16 protein-coding genes are annotated in these 17,572 nt (G+C 39.8%); 10 read left to right on the top strand and 6 right to left on the bottom strand.

The annotated features are described in order from the left end of the window. Positions 1-116 precede the first annotated feature (116 nt). Positions 117-359, bottom strand: coding sequence for a hypothetical protein (locus G8761_RS21110; RefSeq protein WP_166029948.1), 243 nt, complete (start codon positions 357-359; stop codon positions 117-119). A 209-nt stretch (positions 360-568) separates the two neighbouring features. Here G8761_RS21110 and G8761_RS21105 point away from each other — a divergent pair, with 209 nt between their 5' ends. The 3 genes from G8761_RS21105 to G8761_RS21095 all read left to right on the top strand — a co-directional run bounded on the left by G8761_RS21105 (position 569) and on the right by G8761_RS21095 (position 2,748). Then, a complete protein-coding gene (locus tag G8761_RS21105) occupies positions 569-1,000 on the top strand; it encodes a MerR family transcriptional regulator (RefSeq protein WP_166029947.1) in 432 nt (143 codons plus the stop codon). Between the two features lie 12 nt (positions 1,001-1,012). Next, positions 1,013-2,275 (top strand): vWA domain-containing protein, encoded by a 1,263-nt coding sequence (locus G8761_RS21100; RefSeq protein ID WP_166029946.1) that lies wholly within the window; start codon positions 1,013-1,015, stop codon positions 2,273-2,275. A 191-nt stretch (positions 2,276-2,466) separates the two neighbouring features. Beyond that, positions 2,467-2,748, top strand: a complete 282-nt coding sequence (locus G8761_RS21095) for a YggT family protein (protein ID WP_207789293.1) — start codon at positions 2,467-2,469, stop codon at positions 2,746-2,748. Positions 2,749-2,823: 75 nt separating this feature from the next. Here G8761_RS21095 and G8761_RS21090 read toward each other — a convergent pair whose 3' ends face one another. Beyond that, positions 2,824-3,246 (bottom strand): DUF3139 domain-containing protein, encoded by a 423-nt coding sequence (locus tag G8761_RS21090; RefSeq protein WP_166029945.1) that lies wholly within the window; start codon positions 3,244-3,246, stop codon positions 2,824-2,826. Positions 3,247-3,440: 194 nt separating this feature from the next. On the opposite strand from G8761_RS21090, the gene G8761_RS21085 reads away from it, so the two are divergent. The 4 genes from G8761_RS21085 (at position 3,441) to hemG (ending at position 8,709) form a co-directional block, all read left to right on the top strand. Then, a complete protein-coding gene (locus tag G8761_RS21085; RefSeq protein WP_166029944.1) occupies positions 3,441-4,355 on the top strand; it encodes a DMT family transporter in 915 nt (304 codons plus the stop codon). Between the two features lie 270 nt (positions 4,356-4,625). Continuing rightward, positions 4,626-5,804: an iron uptake system protein EfeO gene (efeO, locus tag G8761_RS21080; protein ID WP_166029943.1), complete on the top strand. Its 1,179-nt coding sequence runs from the start codon at positions 4,626-4,628 to the stop codon at positions 5,802-5,804. Between the two features lie 15 nt (positions 5,805-5,819). Next, positions 5,820-7,061: an iron uptake transporter deferrochelatase/peroxidase subunit gene (gene efeB, locus G8761_RS21075; RefSeq protein WP_166029942.1), complete on the top strand. Its 1,242-nt coding sequence runs from the start codon at positions 5,820-5,822 to the stop codon at positions 7,059-7,061. A 262-nt stretch (positions 7,062-7,323) separates the two neighbouring features. Then, complete coding sequence (hemG, locus tag G8761_RS21070) at positions 7,324-8,709, top strand: protoporphyrinogen oxidase (RefSeq protein WP_166029941.1); 1,386 nt, start codon at positions 7,324-7,326, stop codon at positions 8,707-8,709. Positions 8,710-8,751: 42 nt separating this feature from the next. Here the strand turns inward: hemG and nagE are convergent, their stop codons facing one another. After that, a complete protein-coding gene (gene nagE / locus G8761_RS21065; RefSeq protein WP_166029940.1) occupies positions 8,752-10,656 on the bottom strand; it encodes an N-acetylglucosamine-specific PTS transporter subunit IIBC in 1,905 nt (634 codons plus the stop codon). A gap of 138 nt (positions 10,657-10,794) precedes the next feature. On the opposite strand from nagE, the gene nagA reads away from it, so the two are divergent. Next, complete coding sequence (nagA, locus tag G8761_RS21060) at positions 10,795-11,973, top strand: N-acetylglucosamine-6-phosphate deacetylase (protein ID WP_166029939.1); 1,179 nt, start codon at positions 10,795-10,797, stop codon at positions 11,971-11,973. Between the two features lie 13 nt (positions 11,974-11,986). After that, complete coding sequence (gene nagB, locus G8761_RS21055) at positions 11,987-12,730, top strand: glucosamine-6-phosphate deaminase (RefSeq protein ID WP_166029938.1); 744 nt, start codon at positions 11,987-11,989, stop codon at positions 12,728-12,730. 324 nt (positions 12,731-13,054) lie between these two features. On the opposite strand, the gene G8761_RS21050 is transcribed toward nagB, so the two are convergent. The 3 genes from G8761_RS21050 to G8761_RS21040 form a co-directional block, all read right to left on the bottom strand. Beyond that, positions 13,055-14,494, bottom strand: a complete 1,440-nt coding sequence (locus G8761_RS21050; protein WP_166029937.1) for an aldehyde dehydrogenase family protein — start codon at positions 14,492-14,494, stop codon at positions 13,055-13,057. 13 nt (positions 14,495-14,507) lie between these two features. Further along, positions 14,508-15,389, bottom strand: a complete 882-nt coding sequence (locus tag G8761_RS21045; protein WP_166029936.1) for a fumarylacetoacetate hydrolase family protein — start codon at positions 15,387-15,389, stop codon at positions 14,508-14,510. A gap of 387 nt (positions 15,390-15,776) precedes the next feature. Then, positions 15,777-16,202, bottom strand: a complete 426-nt coding sequence (locus G8761_RS21040) for a hypothetical protein (RefSeq protein ID WP_207789292.1) — start codon at positions 16,200-16,202, stop codon at positions 15,777-15,779. 160 nt (positions 16,203-16,362) lie between these two features. Here G8761_RS21040 and G8761_RS21035 point away from each other — a divergent pair, with 160 nt between their 5' ends. Further along, on the top strand, positions 16,363-17,298 hold the full coding sequence (locus G8761_RS21035) for a dipeptidase (RefSeq protein WP_166029973.1): 936 nt from the start codon (positions 16,363-16,365) through the stop codon (positions 17,296-17,298). Positions 17,299-17,572: the final 274 nt, after the last annotated feature.

The following is a 17,572-nucleotide window of genomic DNA, read 5'->3' as shown; positions in this document are numbered from 1 at the left end:
AGGAAAAAAACCTTTAAGGAGTTTTTTTAAGGACCTTAAAATTATATACACCATTGAAATCCAAAACACCTTTTTTTCCAGATTAAAAGCTGCCCTAAAGTGGCAGCCTTGTAAAGTCAACAGCAAGTTCTATGCTGAGTTTGACGAATTCTTTCCTCTATTCCCTTTAAAAATGATGTCCAATACAGCTGACGGCTCCCTTGTTTTTGTTCATCTACCTTTTCCAGAAGCAGCCGGCCCTCATTATTACCGTTTTTCCATAATAAATAGATTTCTTGATTACTTTCCTCCCAGCCTATTTTCACGTTGGAATCTTTACTTAAAATATTCTCTACCTTAGAAATGAAACCCATTTCCATAATGAATCACCTATTCTCAAATTATTAATCTAATTGTATTATACAATAAATTTGTTAGCGCTTACAGACCTATTTTTTTCCAAATTTAATAAGCAAATGGAACACTAGTAAAAAGTATGACTTTTTTCTGGAAAATTATAGTTGACGAATAGGATATAGTTACAGTAAACTGTAACTATAACAGTTCACTGTAACTAGGGGGATTGACAATGGGATTCACAGCCCAGGAGATTGTGGAGCAGCTTCAAAGCGAAGGTGACACAGAAGCAACATTGCGTATGGTTCGGTACTATACACAAATTGGAATGGTACCTGATTTAGAGCTTATCGGTAACAGGCGTATGTATACAAAAAAGCACCTAGATTATTTTAGGGCAATCCGGACGATGAGCAAAACAGGGCAAAAGCTTGCCGATATACAAAAAGAACTTCAGCAAATGGAACCTGAACGAATCAAAAGGATTGGCCATCAAATGCCTAATTTCACTCCAGAAAAACTTTTTGAAGCCATTGCCTATGAACCGGCAGAAATGGAACAAATCAAACTCCATTCGGAGGTCATTCTGCAAATCAGTTCCCATTATGATGCAAAAAAGAAAGAAAAGATTGTAGCAGCAGTAAAAAAAATTGTTGAAGAATAGGGAGAGATTGGAATGCTGACTTACAAATGGGCAAAAAACAAGATGGAACACATCGAAGGATTAAATCATTTAAGTGTTGAAATTACACCTCCTGCCCCTCCATCCATTGAAAATAAACCGGTTGCTATTCTGCTCGTTATTGACCGTTCGGGCAGCATGGACGGTTTAGCGGAGGATTCCCGAATAGCTGAAGCTTCTGCCAGCAAGTTGGATTTTGTTAAAAAGGCATCTGAAAAGCTCGTCGATATGATGCGTGACGGAGACGAAATTGGTATTGTTTCTTTTGACCATATTGCCCGCATCGAGTATCCGCTCTCCCCTATTACTAGAAACGAACGGTTTATAATCAAAGATCGAATCCGCGCTATGGATACTGGCGGTACAACCAATGTCAGCGACGGGTTGGAACAGGCATATAGACAAATTTCAAAAGCCCTTCTAAAAACGCATCATGTTAAAATGATTCTTCTTAGTGACGGCGAGGCAAATGAAGGCATTACAGAAATTGACGACCTTGCTACTATTGTAAAAGGCTACCGCAACGGCGGAACTAGCATCTCAACCATTGGTGTTGGCACTGACTATAACAGTTTCTTTATGGAAAGCATCGCAACAAGCTCTGGCGGAATGTTTTACCACTTAAATTCTATGAAGAAACTTGAAAGCATCCTGACTGCAGAACTTCAAACTCTTGCTTCTCTGACTATGAAAAGCGCAAAGCTATCCATTCAACTTCCAAAAGGTCTTCAGCGAAGCAGCAACCTAAACGAGTATACCGAAGACGCAAATGGCACTATTTACATTGGTAATGTGTTTGAGGAACAGGAAATAATTATTGGAATTTTTACAGATGAAAAAGGCACACAAATAGAATCGAAAAATCTTACTCTCACTTTGGAGTTCACCGATCATGAAGGAACTAAAAATCAGCAAAGCACCCATCTTACCCTTCCACTAGTCGCAGATTCGGAAATGGATGATGTCCAAATTAATCATGACGTAGTCAAAAGTGTCCAGCGCCTCATGGAGTCGAAAGTTAAACGTGAAGCCATCCGTCATTTTGAGGATCATAATTTCGAAGCGGTTCACTCTATCGATATGAGTTCTTTTGAAAAGCTTTCTAGCAACTATGATTTTGAAATGAAGGAAAGTATGATGGAAATTGAAGAATTAAAAGAGACCCTTTCCCATGATATAAAACAAGAAGAACGAAGCCTTATAAAAGATGTATACGCAAGCAACCTGCAAGCATCTCGGAGAAAACGGAGAAACTAAAAAAAAGGGTAAAAGAATCATTATTTGATTCTTTACCCTTTTTTATTTACATATTAGTTTTAATACCATAACTTTTGTTAATAGATAGAGTATCGCTTTCTTAAAAAAGAATAATTTGAAACTTTTTTAGGACAAGAACGTATATACTATATATCGAGGATAAACAAAATATAATTAGATAGGTGATTTATTTGGGTTCTGCTATTTTAGAAATTGGACGATATGTTTTTGAAATTTATTATTGGTTGATCTTAATATCTATTTTTGGTTCATGGTTTCCTCAATTTCAAAAATCTAAACTTGGTGCTTGGGTTTACAGGCTAGTCGAACCTTATTTAGGATTCTTTAGAAGATTTATTCCCCCACTTGGGCCGATAGATTTTTCACCGATTATCGCCTTATTTGCTTTCCGTTATCTTAGGGGGTTTGCTCTTGAGGGTTTGCGCCAGTCATTAAATGTCCTTGGAGTTTAAGAAAAATTTACATTATCCAAAGTATTTAGAAGAAGCCACGAAGGATGAACCTTTGTGGTTTTTTTGAATTACTTTTTAAAATCTTTGATCAAAAGAAAATAAGCAGTTTTTTTCACCATGCTTAAATTTTTCGGTGGATGTTTCTGTGTAGCCATTAGGCAGATTCACATCCTTTTCACAAAATTGTATAACGTTCTTCCCTTTTCTTATTACTCCATAATAATAAGTTGTTTGAGGTTCATCTTTGAAAATAACTTCATAATGACCATGATAAACAGCTTTATTGATTAAATAGCTTGGTTCTACATAATGCCCCGTTAATATTTCCTCATCTTTCATTCCTTTATCCTCTAAATACTTCGGTACATATTTATTAACCAAAAACTTTGTATAAGGGTTGCCATTGTTTAATACATAAAGAATGTATAAAGGCAGCCCAATAATAAAAAAGGTAAACAGGACAATAATAGTGACTCGAATTCTATTTTTCAATTTCATCTTCTCAAAAGGCCCCCCGAAACTATAGTGTAAATTTACACTAATTATAACCTAAAGCCCCTACTAAAAAATAAATTAAATAAAATTTTCTAAATAAATATTTTTACGGAATCCGAAATATTTTTCAACACTTTATCGCTTTATCGTGTTATAATGGTAAAAGTTTTTTCATAGAAAGGTAAGTGTTTCTAATCATGCAATCGCGTAATAATAAAGCTCTTGTCAGCTTGCTATTCGTTTCTATACTTTGGGGCTGCAATTACCCCGTGAGCGCCTATTTACTTAAAGGGTTCTCACCCGTCATTTTATCAACAGTGAGAATTTGTTTTACCTCTTTATTTCTTATCGTTACTGCCCTCTTTCAAAAAGGTATGCGTCGGCCGACTGCCAGTGAGTGGAAGTTCCTGCTTGGGGTCGGGATTTTTGGAACATTGTTTAATCAAACCTTTTACTTTACAGGCTTGCACCATACTACGCCTGCTAATGCATCATTAATTTTGGCACTAGCACCGATTGCAACGATTCTTCTTGAACGGGTTGTTTTTAAAATTAGATTAACTGCCAAGAAATCCATTGGAGCACTGATCAGCCTAGTAGGAGTCTTTTCCATTATCAGCCTAGGAAGCGGCGGCTCTTTCGGCATTTCATTAGGGGATTTTAATGTATTACTAGCCATGCTCAGCCTATCTGTCAGTCTGCTATTTATCCGCGGTTTATCTAAATCAATGCCCTCTTACACAGTTACCGTTTATGCAACCGTTCTTGGCAGTGTATTAATGATTCCTGCTGCTGGGGTAGAGTGGATGGTATCCGGCACAATTGTCAGCCATCATCCTTATATGTGGGTAATGTTAATTTGTGCAGGGATTCTTGCTCAGGGCATTGCCGGTTTTTGGTGGAATAAAGGGGTTGCCGAGGTTGGGGCTGGAACTGCTTCTATGTTCATGAACCTGCAGCCTTTTGTGGCGATTATTGCCTCCCACTTTGTATTAGGAAACGCCATAATGCCCGCTCAAATTGGCGGAGGCGTGCTGGTACTTCTCGGTGTTTACATTGCTAATTTACCTGCCAAACCAGCTTTAGCAGTTGAACCAAATAAAAGTGCGTAAGTTCTTTAGAGTCCCTCTATGGGGCTCTTTTTGTATGATAGGAGCCTCTCCAAGTGGAAGGCTCCTTTCTTATTATTTAACAATGTATACTCATCATTTGTTCCCCATTCTCATCAAATTTTAATTTTCCCTCCTAAACTGTTGACACTTTTCTAGCTTAATAAGATAATAGTCTAAGTGATAATGATTTTCATTTGCATTTAAGACTTCTTTTTACAAAGGGCCTATTTGCAGATATACATACTATTAAAGCCATTGGAGGAATTACATATGAACGTAAATAAAAATAAAACAATTATAGCTGCACTACTCTCCACTTCTTTATTAATCCCTGCCCTTTCCGGCTGCAGTTCTAATTCAGAAAAAACAAATGGAGGCGAGAAATCTCCTGAAACCTCTAAAAAATTTAAAGAAAATGATGTGAAAGCGATATCCTCTTCATTAAAAACTTCGCTTAACTCTTTTACAAAAGCCTTAAACAAAGAAGACAATGAAAATATTAAAAAGACAGCAAAAAACTTAAACACAGAGTGGCTTGCATTAGAAAATAATATTCGGGAGTCTCACCCTCTTCTCTATACAGAAATTGAGAAATACCTTTTGCCTCTTTATGCAGGAGCCTCTCAAGACAATCCAGATAAAGCAACGCTTAAATCCTTAGCTAGTTCTCTTGATGAATCCTTAACAAAACTATCAAATGCTAAGGAAGCGGAAGAAAGTAATTCCGCAACTTTAAATCAAGCTGTCGAGCAATATAAAAAGTATGTTAATGAGGAAGCCAGCAAGTTGGTCATCTCCACTCAAGGATTCACTGATGCAGTTAAGGCAAAAGACATTCAAAAGGCAAAGGCACTTTATGCTGAGTCCCGGGCCCATTATGAACGAATTGAGCCAATTGCAGAAAGCTTTGGCGACCTCGACCCCAAAATTGATGCACGTGAAGGTGACGTTGATCCTTCTGAATGGGGAGGCTTCCACCGTATTGAAAAAGCCCTTTGGAACAATGAGTCCCTTGGTGCAATGATCCCTGTTGCCGACCAATTAAACAAGGATGTCCTTTCCCTTCAAGAGAAAGTTAAAGCAGTTCAATTAAGACCGACAGAGGTAGTTGCCGGTGCCATGGAATTGATTAATGAAGCAGCTGTTTCAAAAATCACCGGTGAAGAAGAACGATATTCCCGTATTGATTTAATGGACCTAGGAGCTAATGTAGAAGGTTCACAGGAAATCTATAAGAATATCCTTCCTGCTTTAAATGAAAAGGATAAGGAGCTTGCTGCCAAGCTGGATGCCAAGTTTAAAGAGCTAACCCAAACTCTAAACTCTCATAAAAAGAACGGACAATATGTTTTATACACAGAGCTAACACAGGAACAAATTCGCGAATTGAGCCAGAAATTAGGGGTTTTATCTGAATTGATGGGCCAAACAGCAAAGATATTACAATAGTAAGGAGTAAGTAAAATGTCTTCTGAAGTAAAACCGAACAAAGTTTCAAGAAGAAATCTTTTAAAAGCTTCTGCGATTGCTGGCGTAGGTATGGCAATTGGAGCAAGTGGATTTGGTGCCGTTACAGCTATGTCGGATGTCCTTGGGAAACCTTCAAATAAGGATAAATCCAGCAAAAGTACCATTCCGTTTTATGGTGAACACCAGGCAGGTATTGCAACCCCGCAACAGGGTTTTGCGTACATTGCTGCCTTCAATCTGCTAACAGACCAGAAGCAGGAAGTCATAAAGCTTTTTAAAAACTGGAGCAGCCTCGGCTACGCCCTTAGCATAGGCCAAGTAAATAAAGAAACAGCCTCTAATGATTTTCTTCCGCCAACTGATACGGGAGAATCCGAGGACCTTTCTCCTTCTAATATTACGATTACCTTTGGGCTTGGATCTTCCTTCTTCTTAAAAGACGGCAGAGACCGCTACGGAATTGCTTCTAAAAAGCCAAAGCATTTACAGGATATCCCTGCTATGCCCCGGGATGCATTAAAGGATCCCTTTATTGGAGGAGACATATGTATTCAGGTTTGTGCGGATGACCAGCAAATCGCTTTTCATGGATTACGAAATTTAATGAAATCAGCAAATGGCATCGCAGAGATAAAATGGATACAATCAGGTTTCCTTAGCAGCCCTGATGGTAAAACTCCAAGAAACCTTTTTGGTTTTAAAGATGGAACAGCAAATGCACAGCCTCGTGATGAATCTGCAATGAATCGGATTGTTTGGGCAGGAGCTGACGAACCTGACTGGATGACAGGAGGATCTTACATGGCTGTGAGAAAAATTCAAATGATGCTGGAATCTTGGGACCGGTCCTCTTTAAAAAGCCAGGAGGATACGTTTGGCAGAAATAAAAAGACTGGAGCTGCCTATGGCAAGGCTAAGGAACATGATTCAGTTGACTTAAATCAGCTGCCGCGAGATTCCCATACAAGGGCAGCAAAAGAAACAGGACAGGAACTTTTCAGGCGGGCTTATTCCTACACAGAAGGAATGGAACCGACAACAGGCAATATTAATGCTGGCCTCATGTTTATCAGCTATCAAAAGGATCCTGATACCCAGTTTCTCCCTATGCTTAAAAAGCTTTCACAAATGGACCGCTTGAATGAATATACCAAACATATTGGCAGCGCCATGTTTGCTATTCCCGGAGGCATTCGTAAAGGCGAGTATTTAGCCCAAAATCTATTAGAAGGTTAAAAAATAGCCCGCATTCGTTTGAATGCTGGTTTTCTTTGGCTAATCAGAATTTATATCCATAAATTCTAAACGCACGACGGACAGGAAGTCCTAGTCAGGAGAAAGGCACAGGATGTGCCGTTTTGAGCGTGATAAGAAAAACTAAGGCATCCACCAAAAGGACTTGGCGAATGCCAAGTTTTTCTAATCCTTCTTCTATCTTTTGTCAATATTGTGGTACACTTTAGTAATGAATTGGATGTAAACAGAGGTGTTCAAAAAAGTGAAAACAATATTAGTTATTGGCGGTGGAGCTGCTGGCCTTTCCGCTATGTATGAATTAAATAAATGGAAGAAAGAAAATCAATCCGATATAAGACTTGTCCTTGCTGAGGCGTCATCACAGCTTGGTGGAAAAATCCGAACCGTCAAGGAAGGCGGTTTTGTTATCGAGGCAGGCGCAGACTCCATTGTGGCCCGTAAAGCAATTGATAAGAATTTCATCAAGGATCTTGGTCTGGAAGAAGAAATCGTTTATAACGCTGTTGGAAGGTCCTTCATTTTCGTTGATGGTGAACTAAAACTAATTCCAGCTGATTCTGTGTATGGTATTCCGGCAAGCATTGAATCTTTGGCCAAAAGCACACTCATTTCTGCTGAAGGCAAGGTCGAGGCTTTAAAAGATTTTTACACTAAAAACGAAAGCTTCACAAAGAAGGATTCCATAGGAGACTTTTTAGAGTACTTTTTCGGAAAGGAGCTTGTTGAAAAGCAAATTGCTCCCGTACTATCCGGTGTCTATTCAGGAAACCTTAGTGACTTAACCATTGGAGATGTCCTACCCCAGGTTTTTGATTACAAAGAAAAGTATGGAAGTATCATTAAAGGGTTCGAGGAAAATAAAAAAATCTGGCTAAGCGGCGGAAGCAAATTTATATCCTTTAAAGGCGGACTTGGTGCTCTTATTGAAGCTTATGAAGAGCATCTGGACAGTACGGAAATTTTTAAAAATACGAAAGCAACTCGGATTGAAAAAGCAGCTGGCCGGTACCAGGTTGTTTTTTCAAATGATGAAATCATTGAAGCTGACCATATTGTACTCAGCATCCCCCATAATGCTGCAGAAGACTTGTTTATGGATGAGGAACTGGAAAAAGAATTTGCCAACCTAAAAAACAGCTCTCTAATATCTGTTTATGTAGGATTTGAAATCCCTGACAGCAAGCTTCCTTCGGACGGAACTGGTTTTATTACTGCAAATACAGATGAACTCTCCTGTAATGCCTGCACCTGGACAAGCAGGAAATGGAAGCATACTTCACAAAGCGGAAACCTGCTCGTAAGGTTATTTTACAAAAGCAGCCATCCGGCATACGCCTCCTTAAAAGAAATGAGCGACGCAGACCTACTACAAACTGCTTTGAATGATATTGTAAAAAGTCTCGGGATTACAGCGGAGCCTGCTGCATATGAAGTAACCAAATGGTCTGAGAGCATGCCAAATTATTTAATTACACACCCACAAACAGTAACCGCCCTGGAAACTAAGCTGGCTAAGGACTATCCTGGAATTTGGCTTGCCGGCTGCTCCTATTACGGGGTTGGTATTCCTGACTGCCTTGAAAACGGGGCAAACACAGCTAAGAAAATCATAGAGAACATCAAATAAAACCAAAAGAGATGCCTACGCATCTCTTTTTGCCTTTATATATTATTGCTTATTATTAAATTCAAAGATATTGCTTTCTCCCTGCTCCATGTCCCCTGTTTTCTTTAAAGTGAGCTTCTGGTCGGCTGTCAGGTTTGTAAATAAAACGGCAGTTGTGGTGGAAGGTACCTTTCCTTTTATTGCCTCCAAGTCTGCCTTTAACAGCTTTTGTCCCTTCGTTACTTGATCTCCTTCATTCACAAAGCTTTCGAATCCCTGGCCCTCAAGTTTTACGGTATCAACTCCAACATGAATGAGTATTTCATGTCCTTCCCTTGTTTTAATCCCAACTGCATGTTTGGAAGGGAATAACATCATAATTTCCCCATCCACTGGTGCTGCCACTGTTCCTTCAGCTGGTTCTATCCCAAATCCATCCCCCATTGCTCTGCTGGAGAATGCCTCATCTGGAATCTCTTCAATTGGAATTACCCTCCCTTTCATAGGAAGAATAAAATCCTCGCCTTTCATCGGGTCACAAGGCTTTGGATCCTCCACTTTTTTCGGCATTGGAGCAGAGACTGCCTCTCCATTCCCTACCCTGCTTTTCATGGCATCCGCAACAAATTCTACATCTGTTCCGACAATAACCTGCAGGTTTGATTTATTAACTTTTATAATACCCCTGGCTCCGTGGCGCTTTAGAGCATCCTCTTTGACTTCATTCATATTATCAACGGTTAAGCGCAAGCGAGTTGTACAATTATCAATTGTACCGATATTGTCTTTTCCGCCAAGATCCTGGATAAAGTATTGGGCCATTGTGTCATATTTATCGCCGCCTGCTGCCATTTCAACTCGGTCTGTTTCGGGCGTCTCGTCGTCTTCCACACGGCCAGGTGTTTTAATATCCAGCCTTGTAATAAGAAAATAGAAAACGACAAAGTAGATAATCGCATAAATAATCCCGATCCCAAACAAAAGCCACGGCTTTGTTGCTAATCCGAGATTCAAGAAAAAATCTATAGCACCTGCAGAAAATCCAAATCCATGGCGAATGCCCAATAAGTAAGTGACCACCATGGAGCTGGCAGTTAAAACTGCGTGAATTCCATATAGTAGCGGAGATAAAAACATAAAGGAAAATTCAAGCGGTTCAGTAATCCCCGTTAGAAATGAGGTTAAGGCTATACCTGCAAGTAAACCCGCAGTTTTTTTCCGCTGCTCAGGCTTAGAAGCAGCAATCATAGCAAAACCTGCTGCCGGAAGACCGAACATCATAATCGGGAAGAAACCAGCCATAAAAATCCCTGCTGATGGGTCCCCCGCAAAAAAACGGTTCAAGTCCCCAGTAGCTCCTTTATATTCCCCGAATACAAACCAGACAAGACTGTTTAATACATGATGGAGACCTACCGGAATAAGCAGCCTGTTAAGGAGGCCATAAAGACCGACACCTATTGCTCCTGCACCAATAATCCAGTGGCCAAGAGCATTTATAGCCGATTGGATTGGCGGCCATATAAACCCGAAAATCCCCGCTAATATGACCATAGCAGCCGCAGTTATAATCGGAACAAATCGTTTACCTCCAAAGAAGCCCAGCCAATCAGGCAGCTTTATTTTATAAAAACGATTATAAAGACTTCCTGCAACAATACCTGAAAGTATCCCGCCCAGAATTGCCATATTGATGTCTTTGTTGATTGCTTTTGTACCCTCTGTTAGAACTAGATACCCAATTGCACCCGCGAGGCCTGCTGCCCCGCTTTGGTCCCTTGATAAGCCAATCGCTACCCCAATCGCAAAAATAAGGGCCAAGTTTGCAAAAATGGCGTTTCCGGAAGCTGCTATAAAGGGAATATCAAATAAATCCTTTTGTCCAAGCCTCAGTAATAACGCTGCAGCCGGAAGAACAGCAATCGGAAGCATTAATGATTTACCGATTCTTTGCAAAAAACCAAGCATATGTACACTTCCCTCTCAAGTTATTCGTAGTTTAATTGCATAACTCCAACCTCTTAAGACAAACATAACCATTATTAAATTCAGTTTAAAACTAGTAATTTATGCATATTTTTACAAAAACGAAGGAGAGCTTGAAAAATGACTAAATCTTTCCTTATAAAAGATGTAACGATTTATGGTGAAAATGGACCTCTTAAAAATGCTTATCTTATAGTTTCAGACGGCATTATTTCGGAAATTGGAGAGATAGATACACTCCAGGAAAAGGATGCAGATTTTGAGGTCATTTCCTTTTCCGATCATTATTCTTTAATGCCTGGATTTATTGATGTCCATATTCACGGCGCGGGTGGAGCAGATACTATGGACGCAACACAAGAAGCCTTAACAGTCATGGCTGAAACACTTCCCCGTGAAGGAACAACAAGCTTTCTTGCCACGACTATCACCCAAAGCAGTGATGCCATTGAAAAAGCACTTGAAAATGCTGCCCAATTTATTAAAAGAAATAATGAGCCAGGAAAAGCTGAGGTTTTAGGAATTCATCTTGAAGGTCCCTTTATCTCTCCTAACATGGCAGGGGCACAGCCCAAGCAATTTATTACCAGCCCTGATACCGTCACTTTTAAAAAGTGGCAGGAACTTGCTTCCGGGCATATCAGGCTCGTTACTCTAGCACCTGAACAAGAAGGCGGGATTGAATTAACAAAGTATCTAAAAGATATAGGAGTTATCCCTTCCGTCGGCCACTCGGAAGCTACCTACCGGCAGGTGATGGAAGCAGTTGAAGCTGGTGTGAGCCATGCCACCCACCTCTTTAACCAGATGCGTGGCCTGCATCACAGGGAGCCCGGCGTTGTTGGTGCCGTTTATTTACGAGATGAGATAATGGCTGAACTAATTGCTGATACGATTCATGTCAGTCCCGAAATGGTCAACATCTCCTACCGCCTGCTTGGAAAAGAGCGGCTTGTCCTTATAACAGATGCCCTCCGTGCCAAATGCCTGAAAAATGGCATCTATGATCTTGGCGGGCAGGAAGTCACAGTCCAAGACGGCAAGGCTCAATTAAAGGATGGTACACTTGCCGGCAGTATTCTTAAAATGAATGAGGCCATTACTCATATGATAAAATTTACCGATGCAAATCTTATCGATTTAGTCGAAATGACGTCGGGGAATCCTGCGAGAGAATTGAATATCTTTAACAGAAAGGGCAGCATTGCCAAAGGAAAGGATGCGGACTTAGTCATCCTTGATGAAAATCATAATGTTGTGCTTACGATGTGCAGAGGGAAAATAGCTTATCAAAAATAAGGAGGTGTTCAGTGTGGATGTAATAGAGGTTTCAAATTATGAAGAAATGAGTCAAAAGGCTGCAAATATTGTAATAGAAACTATTAAAGAAAATGTCCGAACCCTGTTGGGCTTGGCAACTGGGAGTACTCCTAAAGGAATGTATCAGGTTTTAATTGATGATCATAAAAAAAATAAAACCTCCTATCAAGAGGTTCGGACCGTTAACCTTGATGAGTATGTTGGTCTGGCTCCAAGCGATCCCAACAGTTATCACTTTTTTATGAGAGAAAACCTGTTTGATTCCATCGACATCCCTTTAGAAAGTACCCATATTCCGAATGGGCTTGCAGAAAACTTGCAAAATGAGTGCACTAGATATGATTCGCTCATATCAGATTTGGGCGGTATTGATTTGCAAATTCTTGGAATCGGAATAAACGGACATATCGGTTTTAACGAACCTGGAACTTCTTTTGATTCTAAAACCCATATTGTTTCTCTAACCGAATCAACCCGCCAGGCAAATGCCCGCTTTTTTCAAAGCATAGAGGAAGTGCCCACCAAAGCAATCACTATGGGAATAAACACCATCTTCCAGAGTAAAAAAATTATCTTATTAGCATCGGGTGCCCAGAAGGCTGATGCCATTAAAAAGCTGCTTGAAGGTAAGGTTGATAAAGACTTCCCAGCTTCCGCCCTCTGCCCTCATTCCAACGTGACACTTATTGCAGACACAGAGGCATTGTCGAAGGTTGAAGAGGTTAATTCATGTTAAGTGAAAAAAGCATGCCGCGTTGGCATGCTTTTTCTGTTTTCTTCATATCATTAAAGCTGTTTTTACTATAAAAGGTGAAAAAACTCATTAAAAGTTTTTCTTTTAAATACAGATGTTTTTCTAGCGGCCTTGGAGAGTTTGGTTCTTCTTTGAATGAATGAAGGTTATCCACGGTCTGTCCGAGTTAAACATCCGACCGGCCTGCGCGGAAAAATTTCCGTTTCAATTATGGAAATGTTGCTGAAATCAGCTTTAGGGACAAATCACCGAATCTTAGTAAAAAAACCCTCCTCTTCTACAATTACCAATGAGCTTTAACAAGGCCTATAAATTAATGACAATATTTCGTTCATCTGTCATTTCCTGGACAGCAAAACGGGGACCTTCTTTTCCTACACCGCTGTCCTTTACACCCCCATATGGCATGACATCTGCACGGAAGGTAGATACATCGTTAATAATCACACAGCCAAAATTTAATTTGTGGCTGGCTTCCATTGCAATATTTAAATTGGATGTAAATACCCCGGCCTGCAAACCAAATGGAGTGTCATTGGCCATTTCAAAAGCCTCTTCAATCGTTTCGTATGGAGTAATACCAATAACAGGGGCAAAAACTTCCTCACATATGACCCGCATATCTTTGCTGACATTTGTTACAATTGCGGGATGCAAAAAAGCTCCTTCCCTTTCACCTCCATAAATGCTGGCACCTCTATCTCTTGGCTCCTGCAGCCATTCCTCTACTCGTATCGCCTCTTTTTCGCTTATCAAAGGGCCAATATCTGTTTCTGGGTCCTTGGGATCTCCAACCTTTAATGTTCCGGTCAGCTGGATTGCTTTATCAACGAATGCATGGTAAATATCTTTATGTACATAGACACGCTGAACCGATATACAGGCTTGTCCTGCATTTGAAAATCCTCTTGTTACACAAAGTTCCACTGCCCTGTCCAAATCCGCTGCATCATGATGGACAATATTAGGTGAGTTATTGCCAAGTTCCAATGTTACTTTACGAATGCCAGTATTATTTTTTATCTGGCGTCCCACTAGCGGGCTCCCTGTAAAGGTATACATGGCAATTCGTTCATCTTCCAGCATATACTGACCAGTTGTGTGTCCGTTTCCATTAATAAGGTTGAGAAACCCTTTTGGCAGCCCCGCCTCCATAAATATTTCAACAAGTAAACAAGATATAATTGGTGTTTTTTCTGCCGGTTTCAACACCACAGTGTTTCCTGCAGCAATGGCAAGCCCAATTTTATGTACAACCAGGTTAAATGGAAAGTTAAAAGGAGTAATTGCGCCGATAACTCCAACTGGGACACGTATAGTAAAAGCAATTTTATTATCATTACCTGGCTGTCCAAGAGGAATCCCCTGACCCGTAATCCTCTTTGCTTCTTCAGCAGATGCAATGAGAGTTTGTATTCCTCTGTCAATTTCACTCCTTGCATCTTTTAACGCTTTACCTGATTCCTCGACAATAGTTAAAGCTAATTCTTCCTTCCTTTGTTTAACAATCTCAACTGTTTTCAATAAAATTTCGTATCTTTGCATCGGGGAAAGTTTGGCAGCTTGAAAGGTTTCATAAGAATTTTTAACAGCTTCCCTAACTTCCTCCTTAGAAGCTATAGCGATGGTTGCTATTTCTTCACCAGAATATTTATCAAAAACGGCTAAACTTTCATTCGAATCCTTCCATATTCCATTGATAAAATTTCCATAGTACAATCTGTTGCTAATGTGGGTCTGCCCCATTTAAATTGTCCTTCTATTGCAGTACGTTTTTTAATTCTCCAATTGGTTCAATAGTAATAACCATTACATCTCCTGGTTGAAGCCACTTCTGTTTTTCTTTTTCATATCCAAGAATAACACCATCGGGGGTTCCGGTAAAAATAATATCGCCAGGCTTTAGTGTCATATACTTAGAAGCATAGCTAATAATAGCAGCACAGTTAAAAATCATGTCCTTCGTATTTCCCTTTTGCCGTACTTCCCCGTTAACTCTGCATTCCACTGTTAAATTCATTGGATCAATTTCATCGCTTGTGACTAAAAAAGGGCCGATTGGCGCAAAGCCATCAGGGCTTTTTCCTAGTAACCATTGATTCGTTTTAAACTGTAAATCCCTTGCAGAAACATCATTTCCTATAGTGTAACCAAACACATAGGCTAGAGCTTCTTCCTCTGAAACATTTTGTGCAGTTTTTCCAATAACGAGAACAAGCTCTGCTTCATAATCCATTTGTTCTGCGTATTGCGGTATTTTAACTGTTTCTCCATGGGCGGCTAGGGCATTATTAAACTTACTAAATAAGATTGGAGATGTTGGTACATCCATTTTCGATTCCTTTGCATGATTAATATAATTCAAACCCACACAAATAATCTTATCCGGAGAAGAAACAACAGGGGCAAAGTGGATCTCTCCCTCTAATAAAAAGTTGTCTTTATTTCCTTGATTAACTGCTCTTTGTACGACTGCATTTACTGCTTGAATACCATCTTGCCCCAAGGAAATTAACTCCTGCATATTTTCAGGGACTTGCTGCTCAAACTTTCCTCCTGCATCTTTTAAATCCAATACACCTAAGTCAGTTTTTACTCCAAGGCGGATTTCATTATTTTTTTTAAATTGTACAAGTTTCACACCAAGCACTCCTTTACTATTTACATTACCTTAGTTAAGTTGACTTCTTCTTGAGAATACTTAATATTCAAAATAACTACTTCGCATAGTTATTTTCGCTGTAAACTTGATATAAATCAAATAAAAAAGATTTTTATATTCACACTTTATACTTAATGGATCTTCTACAAAATGTGTGGTTTTGAATTATACTTGTCCTGTTGAGTTTCGAATCAGGTGCTTGCTTTCCGCTTGAGTCATATAGCTGTACAAAGCTAAACTTTTAACAATAATCCAAAAGCCTGTTGAGAAGCCTATTTATTACGATCCTAATTAATATAAAAAACCTCCTGAAAAAGGAGGCCTTCTATGATCATCTATTAGCTCGTTCTTTTTATAATAGAATTATCAATAACCTAAGAATATCTCATCGTCCCGGTGATAACCGCCATATCCCATTCCATAACCTGGGTATCCTCCGTGGCCCATTCCGTAGCCTGGATAGCCTCCATGTCCCATTCCATAGCCTGGATAGCCTCCATGTCCCATGCCGTAGCCTGGATAGCCTCCATGTCCCATGCCATAGCATGGGTATCCTCCATGTCCCATTCCATAGCCTGGGTAGCCTCCATGTCCTATGCCATAGCCTGGGTAGCCTCCATGTCCCATGCCATAACCTGGATAACCTCCATGGCCCATTCCATAGCCTGGATAGCCACCTGCTCCCATTCCTGGATAGCCTCCACCCATGGCTGATGAAAAGCCGCTTGATTCTATGCCAGTACCAGGGTAACCGCCTGTGCCCATACCAATATTCCCTAATTGTCTATCCATTTTTAATCTCTCCTCCTCAAATAATTACAAGGTAGTGTATGTGTCCATATCCAAAAAGGAATGGTTATTCGCCCATTTGAAAATGTTAGAGTTTTATTTATGACCCCTAAAATTTTATGTTAAGATTTTATTAGCTTATATAAAAAAGGAGGACAGGATGATGAATATAATTGATTTACATTGTGATGCCTTAATGAAATTGCAGGATGCTAAAGGAACATTAAGTTTTTTAAACTCTCCGGAATTGGAAACAAATAAAACAAGATTGCAAAAGGGAAATGTTAAGGTTCAGTGCTTCGCCATTTTTATCGATCCGGATATCCCTTCTGATCAAAAATTTCAAGCTGCATTAGGTCAAGTGGATTATTTTTACAAGGAAGTATTGGGGAAAAATCCTGATATGGTCCATATAAAGAACTGGTCGGACTTTGACCAGTTAAAAATTGGCCAAATTGGGGCTATGTTAACGCTTGAGGGCGTTGATGCTATAGGGAATGATATTTCTAAATTACATATTCTTTATCAGCTTGGAGTTCGTTCCGTCGGACTTACCTGGAATAATGCAAACTTGGCTGCTGATGGAGCGGGAGAGCCACGCGGTGCTGGCCTTACCTTTTTTGGGAAAGAAATTGTTGAGTTTCATAACGAACATCAAATATTAACCGATGTATCCCATTTAAGTGATAAAGCGTTTTGGGATGTAATGGATATAGCCAAATACCCAATTGCCAGTCATTCCAACTCTCGATCACTATGTAACCACCTCCGCAATTTAACCGATGAACAAGCTAAAGCTATGTTTCAACAAAGCGGGCTCATCCACGTTGTTTTTAATCCCCCTTTTATAACTGAAAACGGAAAAGCTGGAATTTCTGATTTAATTAGGCATATTGATCATTTCTGTTCGCTTGGCGGAGTGAAACAAATTGGACTGGGTTCTGATTTTGACGGTATTACCACCTTTATTACCAATCTGGAGGACGCTTCTAAACACCAAAACCTTATTAATGAGCTGCTAAAGTTTTATAAAGAAGAAGAGGTTCGAGGTTTTGCCTCTCAAAACTTCCTAGATCTCCGCCCAGGATTTGGCAGATGAAGATTCGAAATAATGGCAACTGGTTCAAAAAATTGTATTACTGATGTTAAAGGCGTCGCTGTTCGTCATGTGACACGGATAATTGAAAGGGCTTCAATTTAAAAATTGCAACTAGTGTTTTTGAGAATATTCTTATGCAGGAACGGCGCATAAACTACCCGAAGCTGCGTGTAAGCTGCGTCAATCCCGCGCGTAAGATCCATCAATCGGCGCGTAAACTACTGAAATCGCGTGTAAAATCTCAATCTCTCTCTTCATTCTCAATAAGCACTTT

It is taken from the genome of Neobacillus terrae, assembly GCF_011393025.1.
GTDB classification, from domain to species: domain Bacteria; phylum Bacillota; class Bacilli; order Bacillales; family Cytobacillaceae; genus Neobacillus_A; species Neobacillus_A terrae.
Note: the sequence above shows the minus strand (reverse complement) of the source record. Positions and strands in the feature narration are given on the sequence as shown.

What these genes read in the sequence shown, in the direction of transcription:
- G8761_RS21110 (WP_166029948.1), bottom strand. Translation starts at nt 359, where the DNA reads ATGGAAATGGGTTTCATTTCTAAGGTAGAGAATATTTTAAGTAAAGAT.
- efeO (WP_166029943.1), top strand. Translation starts at nt 4,626, where the DNA reads ATGAACGTAAATAAAAATAAAACAATTATAGCTGCACTACTCTCCACT.
- G8761_RS21090 (WP_166029945.1), bottom strand. Translation starts at nt 3,246, where the DNA reads ATGAAATTGAAAAATAGAATTCGAGTCACTATTATTGTCCTGTTTACC.
- efeB (WP_166029942.1), top strand. Translation starts at nt 5,820, where the DNA reads ATGTCTTCTGAAGTAAAACCGAACAAAGTTTCAAGAAGAAATCTTTTA.
- G8761_RS21100 (WP_166029946.1), top strand. Translation starts at nt 1,013, where the DNA reads ATGCTGACTTACAAATGGGCAAAAAACAAGATGGAACACATCGAAGGA.
- G8761_RS21040 (WP_207789292.1), bottom strand. Translation starts at nt 16,202, where the DNA reads ATGGATAGACAATTAGGGAATATTGGTATGGGCACAGGCGGTTACCCT.
- G8761_RS21085 (WP_166029944.1), top strand. Translation starts at nt 3,441, where the DNA reads ATGCAATCGCGTAATAATAAAGCTCTTGTCAGCTTGCTATTCGTTTCT.
- G8761_RS21105 (WP_166029947.1), top strand. Translation starts at nt 569, where the DNA reads ATGGGATTCACAGCCCAGGAGATTGTGGAGCAGCTTCAAAGCGAAGGT.
- G8761_RS21035 (WP_166029973.1), top strand. Translation starts at nt 16,363, where the DNA reads ATGAATATAATTGATTTACATTGTGATGCCTTAATGAAATTGCAGGAT.
- G8761_RS21050 (WP_166029937.1), bottom strand. Translation starts at nt 14,494, where the DNA reads ATGGGGCAGACCCACATTAGCAACAGATTGTACTATGGAAATTTTATC.
- nagA (WP_166029939.1), top strand. Translation starts at nt 10,795, where the DNA reads ATGACTAAATCTTTCCTTATAAAAGATGTAACGATTTATGGTGAAAAT.
- nagE (WP_166029940.1), bottom strand. Translation starts at nt 10,656, where the DNA reads ATGCTTGGTTTTTTGCAAAGAATCGGTAAATCATTAATGCTTCCGATT.